Source organism: Psychrobacter sp., assembly GCF_036731945.1.
In the GTDB taxonomy this organism is placed as follows: Bacteria; Pseudomonadota; Gammaproteobacteria; order Pseudomonadales; family Moraxellaceae; genus Psychrobacter.
The window spans coordinates 7,091-8,443 of the sequence record NZ_DAINDI010000091.1; the positions used below are offsets into that span (position 1 = coordinate 7,091).

Below are 1,353 nucleotides of genomic sequence, written 5' to 3' on the forward strand. Positions count from 1 at the left end.
GATTGTAACAAAAGATTTCATATCTAGCCCTTTGTAACCCAAGGGCCGACAAACACTTGCAAAAGTTAACTTTCTTACCATTAAACACTGACAGAGTTTTTGACATGGTTTGTTACTATGTATACATCGTTAGCAAACAAGGCGATATGGCTAAAAAGCCCACATAAATAAATAACTTGTTTGTCCAAATTGATTTTAAGGAGCTACACATGAAAACTCTACAAAAAACTCTACTTGCTCTAGCTGCTGGTTCTTTACTAAGCATGGGTGCACAAGCTGCCGTATCTTATGGTAATGGTTATACAGGCCAGCCTTACGTTGGCGTAAAAGTTGGTCAGTTCGACCTAGACGTAGATGGTGCTGATAAGCCAACCGCTTACGGCGTATACGGTGGTTACAACTTTGATCCTAACTTTGGTATAGAAGCTGAATATGTAGGTTCAGATGACGCTGATTATCGTGGTGGCGATATCGATGCCAAAACTTACGGCGCTTATGGTACTTACCGTTATGCATTCCCTAACACTGGTTTATATGCTAAAGGTAAACTAGGTGTTGCAAAAACTAAAGTAGAAGGTGACTTCACTCGTAACATCGGTGGTACTGAGATAAGAACTGAAACTTACTCAGATAGTGATACTAGTCTAGCTGGTGGTGTTGGTCTTGGTTACTCAGTCAATCCTGACTTCAGCGTTGAAGCAGAATATGACAAACTAGGTAGTGATGCCGACCTTTGGACTGTAGGTGCTCACCTTAAATTCTAATTAATTGAACATTAAGTTCTATATTAATAATAGAATTAAATATTGATTAAAATAAAAAACGATCACTTCGGTGGTCGTTTTTTTATGCCTATAACTTTTAAAGCGTTGTTTGAGGACGAAATGTGCTACATTGAAAGCTAGAATGACAAAGATAGGGAATGAGCAATTATGGAGATGCTTTGGATGCTTGAACCGTGGCACTGGCTGGTATTAGGCTTTGTATTGCTAATCATTGAGATGTTTGTACCGACGTTTGCCAGCCTGTGGTTTGGCGGAGCGGCTATCATCGTGGCTGCTCTTTCGTGGTTGCTACCCATTTCTGTATCGTTGCAAATCATTATTTGGTTGGTACTTTCGGCTATCTTTTTATTGGCTTGGTTTAAATTTATTAAACCATTATCTGTCGATCGCACCAAAGCAGGGTTGGGCGGTAGTGTCATCATCGGTGAAACTGGGATGATTATCGTCGCGCCGCAGTTAGAGCGCGCAGGCGTCGTACGCTTTAGTGTACCTATTGTTGGGGCTGCTGAATGGATGTGCCGTACGAGCGGTGAGAAAGTCGCCGTCGGGGATCGCGTGATAGTGACAG

The 1,353-nt window shown here is 41.8% G+C and carries 2 protein-coding genes; both read left to right on the plus strand.

Going from position 1 to position 1,353, the window contains the following annotated elements; genetic code table 11:
- Nucleotides 1-209 precede the first annotated feature (209 nt).
- A complete protein-coding gene (locus V7D75_RS13490) occupies nucleotides 210-764 on the plus strand; it encodes a porin family protein (protein WP_296191386.1) in 555 nt (184 codons plus the stop codon).
- 168 nt (nucleotides 765-932) lie between these two features.
- A partial coding sequence (locus V7D75_RS13495; protein WP_333614972.1) for an NfeD family protein occupies nucleotides 933-1,353 on the plus strand: 421 nt, incomplete at its 3' end.

Excerpts from the sequence above, each read along its gene's own strand:
- V7D75_RS13490 (WP_296191386.1), top strand. The coding sequence starts at position 210 with ATGAAAACTCTACAAAAAACTCTACTTGCTCTAGCTGCTGGTTCTTTA.